Below are 5,366 nucleotides of genomic sequence, written 5' to 3' on the forward strand. Positions count from 1 at the left end.
CCGGAGAGGATGATGCTGCTGTCGCGCAGCACGAGGTTCAGGCCGTGGGGGCCGATCACCGCGCCGGCGATGATGAGCCCCAGCAGATAGGGGATCTTGAGCTTGTTGAGCAGCAGCGGGGCTGCCAGGATGATGACCAGAATCAGCAGGAACTTGAGGATCGGGTCTTCGAGCGGCAGCGAGAAGTCTATGTGGGCGAACAGATACATGATCGGATGAGTCGACTGCAAGTTTAGAACAAATATAGGAAAAAATGCGCGGAAAAACAAGCTCCGGAGCGGGATTTGTCGCCGGACCGACACCGGGGAGTCGGCTGCCGGTGACGGATGCGGGGCTTTTCCAGGTGACGGACAGCGACTTTCGTTCGATGGAGAAGCCTTGGCCGCCGGGGAAAAACCGGTGCCGGGACAGCCTTTCGTGCCGAAAAACGCCCGTACGGAGGATCCCCGGGGAGAAATAATCGCACGGCGAAGTGCGTTTTTCCGGAAAAAAACGTAACTTTGAAGAATCGAACAACGTAAACAACAACGCATGACGAACCGTACCCCGATCTCCGCCCGGTTGTTGTGCCCCGTTCTGGCGGGGTTCTTCATCATGGGATTCTGCGACCTGGTGGCCCCCATTACGGGGCGTATCGCCGCGGATTTTCCCGCCGAGGAGCAGACGGCCGTGAGCTTTCTCCCGACGATGGTCTTCCTGTGGTTTCTGGTGCTCTCGACCCCCGTTGCGGCACTGATGAACCGCTGGGGGCGCAAGGCGACGGCGCTGGCGGGTTATGCCCTCACCTTTGCGGGGCTGATGATCCCCTGGGCGGCGGGTGCCGCGTGTCTGCTGACGTGGTATTTCGTCGGATTCGGCCTGCTGGGCATCGGCAATACGTTCGTGCAGGTGGCCGTCAACCCGCTGCTGGCGACGATCGTCCCCGGCGAGCGGATGACCAGCTACCTGACCGTCGGGCAGATCTTCCGCAACACGTCGCTGTTGCTGCTGGCGCCGCTGGTGACCGCGCTTGTGGCGTGGACGGGCTCGTGGCGGCTGCTGCTGCCGATCTACGCCGGACTGACCGTCGTCGGAGGCGTGTGGCTGCAGCTGACGGCGATCCCCGAACCGCCGCGCAGCGAACGGACCGCCGGACTGGCGGAGTGCTTCCGCCTGCTGAAGAACCGCCGTGTCTTGCTCTCGGCGCTGGGCGTGGCCTGCTTCATTGCCGGCGACGTGGCCATCGGATACCTCTCCGTGCGGCTGATCGACAACCCCTCGTCGATCCTTACGACGACGGGCTTCTACGCCTGCCGCATTGTCGGAACGCTCGTCGGGGCGTGGGTGCTCGTGCGCTTCTCCGACGTGAAGTACCTGGCCTGGAACATGGCCGTGGGCTTGGTGCTGGCCGTGGCGCTGATCTTCGTGCGCAACGAGGCGGCGATCTATGCGGCCGTCGGGGTGCTGGGCTTCGTGATGGCGTGCGTCTTCGCCACGTTCTACGCCGTGGCGACGAAGGCCGTGCCGGAGCGGGCCAACGAGGTGGCCGGACTGATGATCCTCGCCATTGCGGCCGGAGCCGTCTCGGGGCCGGTGTGCGGGGCGGTGATCCGTGTGACGGGGAACCCTCATGCGGGAATGATCTTTGTGACGGTCTGCCTGGCCTACATGCTTTGGGCGGCAATCCGCCTCGGGCGGGACAAAAACGAAAAATGACTATGAACAAACTGCTGAAAATCCTCTTGACGCTGCTGCTGGCCGGCTCGGCCGGGAGTGCTGCGGCACAACGCCCCCGCACGTTGGTGGAGTGGGGCGTGATCGGGGGTATCAACATCCCCGACTATACGACGAACATGGATGCCACGGACATCCGCAACAAAATGGGCTGGCAGGCCGGTATCGTCACGGCCGTCAAGCTGGGCGCCTTCGCCGTCGAGCCGCAGATCCTCTACGTGCGGCAGGGGCTGCGCATCCGTCCCGAAGGGGGCGGCGAGCTGAACCTGAAGTCGAATTCGATCGACGTGCCGGTGCTGGCGTCGTTCCGCCTGCTCAGTCCGCTGCGCATCTACGCCGGACCGGTCTTCACGGTGATGAACGACTGCAAGCAGAAGTCGGGCGGCGATCTGCTCGATTTCGGGCGGATCCGTCCGTCGGTGTCGTACACCGTCGGTGCCGGGGTGGTGCTGCTGCGCCACCTGCTGGTCGACGTGCGCTACAACGGCCAGTTCCGCAGCAAGCACGACGTGGTGCTTCCGGACGGCCGCCAGCTGGACAAACTCCGTACCTACAACGTGGCGCTCAGCGTCGGTTATATCTTCTGATGGCCTATGACGGAGACAGTCGGTAAGGAGATACTCATCGAAGGGGTCGATCCGCGGGAGCTCTACGGCCCGCAGGACGCCTATCTGGATCAGATCAAGTCGCTGCATCCGGCGCTGAAGATCGTGGCGCGGGGGTCGTCGCTCAAGGTGCTGGGCCCGGAGGCCGAGACGCGCCGCTTTGCCAAACGCATCGACGCGCTGGTGGCCTATTACCTCAAGTACGGTCATATCTCGTCGCAGGTCATCGACCAGTGCTTCTCGGGGGCCTCGCTCCAGGAGGAGGGTCCCGTGGACAAGGATGTGATCGTCTACGGCAACAACGGCAACATCGTCCGGGCGCGGACCGTGAACCAGCAGCGGCTGGTCAAGCTCTATGATAAGGACGATCTGCTGTTTGCCGTGGGGCCTGCGGGTTCGGGCAAGACCTATACGGCCATAGCGCTGGCCGTGCGGGCCCTGAAGGAGCGGCAGGTGCGGCGCATCATCCTGACGCGTCCGGCCGTCGAGGCGGGCGAGAAGCTGGGCTTCCTGCCGGGCGACATGAAGGAGAAGCTGGACCCCTATCTGCAGCCGCTGTACGATGCGCTGAACGACATGATCCCGCCCGCCAAACTGCAGAAGTACCTCGAGGAGGGGACCGTTCAGATCGCGCCGCTGGCCTACATGCGTGGCCGTACGCTGGACAACGCCTTCGTCATTCTGGACGAGGCGCAGAACACCACCCTGTCGCAGATCAAGATGTTTCTGACGCGCATGGGGCGCAACGCGCGCTTCATTGTCACGGGCGACGTGACGCAGGTCGACCTTCCGAAGAAGTCGGACAGCGGACTGGTGCGTGCGATGGAGATCCTGCGCGGTGTCGATGGAATCGGCATCGTGGAGTTTGACAAACGCGACATCGTGCGCCACCCGCTGGTCAAGTACATCGTCGAGGCCTTCGACCGCAAGGCGGCCGCCGAGTCCGACGAACACGAAACGAACAATCATTCAAAAACCAAAAACGAATAAATCCCGAAAACTATGGATCGCAATCTGACGGCACTGAAGCCGACACTGGTCTGGAAACATTTCGCGGAGATCGTCCGCATCCCGCGCCCCTCGTCGCACGAGGAGCAGATCCGCCGCTACGTGCTTGACACGGCGCACAAACTGGGCCTGGAGGCTCACGAGGACGAGGCGCACAACGTCTACGTGCGCAAGGCGGCCACGCCGGGCTGGGAGAACCGCAAGGGGGTTGTTCTGCAGGCCCATCTGGACATGGTTCCGCAGAAGAACAACGACAAGGTCTTCGACTTCACGAAAGATCCGATCGACGCCTACGTCGACGGTGAGTGGGTGACGGCCGACGGCACGACGCTCGGGGCCGACGACGGCATCGGCGTGGCCGCGATTCTGGCCGTGCTCGAGGACGACACGCTGCAGCACGGACCGCTTGAGGCGCTCTTTACGGCCACGGAGGAGACCGGCATGGACGGTGCCTTCGGCCTGAAGGGCGGACTGCTGCAGGGCGACATCCTGCTCAACCTCGATTCGGAGACCGAGGGCGAACTCTACGTGGGGTGCGCCGGCGGACTGGACGCCAACATGCTCTTCGACTACGCCGAGGTGCCGACCCCGGCGGAGGGCTACTCGGCCGTGAAGGTGACGGTCAAGGGGCTCAAGGGCGGCCACTCGGGCATCCAGATCGTCTGCCAGCGGGCGAATGCCAACAAGGTGCTGTTCCGCTTCCTGAACGAGGCTCCGTGCGAGGTGCTGCTGGCGTCGGTCGACGGCGGCGGGCTGCGCAATGCCATTCCGCGTGAGGCCGAGGCGACGGTGCTCGTCCCGGCCGAGGAGCTGGGGACCTTCACCGAGGCGCTGGCCGCCTACCGGGAGGTCATTGCGGCCGAATATGCCGGCATCGAGGATTCGATCGAGATGTTTGCCGAGGAGTGCGGACGTCCGGCCGGCATGATGCCTGCGAAGACGGCCGATGCGCTGGTACGTGCCGTGGTGGCCTGTCCGGACGGCGTGCAGAAGATGTCGAAGGCGATGGAGGGGCTGGTTCAGACCTCGACGAACCTGGCCCGCGTGGTCTCGGACGGCCGCACGGTGAAGCTGCAGTGCCTGCTGCGCAGTTCGGTGCGCAGCGAGAAGCGCGCCCTGGGCGAGGCCATCGAGGCGCTGTTTGCCCTGGCCGGCGCACAGACCGAGCTGACGGGCGAGTACGACGGCTGGAATCCCGACATGTCGTCGCCGATCCTGAAGGCGATGACCGCCTCCTACGAGCGTCTCTTCGGTCGGAAACCCCACGTGACGGCCATCCACGCCGGACTGGAGTGCGGCATCATCGGCAGCAACTATCCGGGTCTGGACATGATCTCGTTCGGTCCGACGATCTGCTATCCCCACTCGCCGGACGAGAAGGTGGAGATCGCCTCGGTCGTGAAGTTCTACGACTTCCTGACCGACACGCTGTGTCACATCCCCGAAAAGTAGCGTCGAGGTGGCCGTACAGTCCGACAAGTGGTTCGTGATCGTCAATCCCGTGGCCGGCGGCGGCCGCGGGCTCGATCACTTTCCGCAGATCTCGAAGCTGCTGCGCGATGCGCATATCGTCTGCGAACCGGTCTTCACGGAGCACAAGTTCCACGCCACGGAGCTGACCGTGACGGCCGTGCGCGAGGGCTACCGGCGGATCATCGCCGTCGGTGGCGACGGTACGCTGCATGAGGTGGTCAACGGCCTCTTCATCCAGCAGACGGTGTGTCCGGACGAGGTGCTGCTGGCTGTCGTTGCCGTCGGTACGGGCAACGACTGGGTGCGTACGTTCGGCATCTCGAATCGCTATCAGGATGCCGTGCGGGCGATCAGCGCCGGGTGTTCGTTCCTGCAGGACGTCGGGGTGGTTTCGTACGAGGAGGCCCACTACCGCCAGAGCCGCTACATGGCCAATGTGGCCGGCGTAGGATTCGACGCCCACGTCGTGCGCAAGCTCTCCCACCTGAAGAAGAAGGGCCACAAGAGCCGCTGGCGCTATACGTGGTGCGTGGTGAAGAACTTCTTCCGCTACAAGTCGACGGGCAT

The 5,366-nt window shown here is 63.9% G+C and carries 5 protein-coding genes and 1 pseudogene; 5 read left to right on the plus strand and 1 reads right to left on the minus strand.

Annotated elements, in window-relative coordinates:
- Positions 1–209, minus strand: a pseudogene (locus tag PUQ42_RS10195) (cation:proton antiporter); the annotation flags it as partial.
- A 322-nt stretch (positions 210–531) separates the two neighbouring features.
- On the opposite strand from PUQ42_RS10195, the gene PUQ42_RS10200 reads away from it, so the two are divergent.
- The 5 genes from PUQ42_RS10200 to PUQ42_RS10220 all read left to right on the plus strand — a co-directional run.
- Positions 532–1,695 carry an MFS transporter gene (locus PUQ42_RS10200; protein WP_273373405.1) on the plus strand — a complete coding sequence of 388 codons (1,164 nt, stop codon included), beginning with the start codon at positions 532–534 and terminating at the stop codon, positions 1,693–1,695.
- 2 nt (positions 1,696–1,697) lie between these two features.
- Complete coding sequence (locus PUQ42_RS10205; protein ID WP_087308961.1) at positions 1,698–2,300, plus strand: outer membrane beta-barrel protein; 603 nt, start codon at positions 1,698–1,700, stop codon at positions 2,298–2,300.
- 6 nt (positions 2,301–2,306) lie between these two features.
- Positions 2,307–3,308 carry a PhoH family protein gene (locus PUQ42_RS10210; protein ID WP_087308962.1) on the plus strand — a complete coding sequence of 334 codons (1,002 nt, stop codon included), beginning with the start codon at positions 2,307–2,309 and terminating at the stop codon, positions 3,306–3,308.
- A gap of 12 nt (positions 3,309–3,320) precedes the next feature.
- The gene (locus PUQ42_RS10215; RefSeq protein ID WP_273373407.1) at positions 3,321–4,778 is read left to right on the plus strand and encodes an aminoacyl-histidine dipeptidase; all 1,458 of its coding nucleotides are present in this window, start codon (positions 3,321–3,323) and stop codon (positions 4,776–4,778) included.
- A gap of 7 nt (positions 4,779–4,785) precedes the next feature.
- A partial coding sequence (locus PUQ42_RS10220) for a diacylglycerol/lipid kinase family protein (protein ID WP_273373408.1) occupies positions 4,786–5,366 on the plus strand: 581 nt, incomplete at its 3' end.

The sequence above is a fragment of the Alistipes megaguti genome (assembly GCF_944320325.1).
GTDB lineage: Bacteria > Bacteroidota > Bacteroidia > Bacteroidales > Rikenellaceae > Alistipes > Alistipes megaguti.

Bases quoted from the DNA above. Each gene is read 5' to 3' on its own strand.
- PUQ42_RS10200 (WP_273373405.1), top strand. From the start codon at position 532: ATGACGAACCGTACCCCGATCTCCGCCCGGTTGTTGTGCCCCGTTCTG.
- PUQ42_RS10215 (WP_273373407.1), top strand. From the start codon at position 3,321: ATGGATCGCAATCTGACGGCACTGAAGCCGACACTGGTCTGGAAACAT.
- PUQ42_RS10210 (WP_087308962.1), top strand. From the start codon at position 2,307: ATGACGGAGACAGTCGGTAAGGAGATACTCATCGAAGGGGTCGATCCG.
- PUQ42_RS10205 (WP_087308961.1), top strand. From the start codon at position 1,698: ATGAACAAACTGCTGAAAATCCTCTTGACGCTGCTGCTGGCCGGCTCG.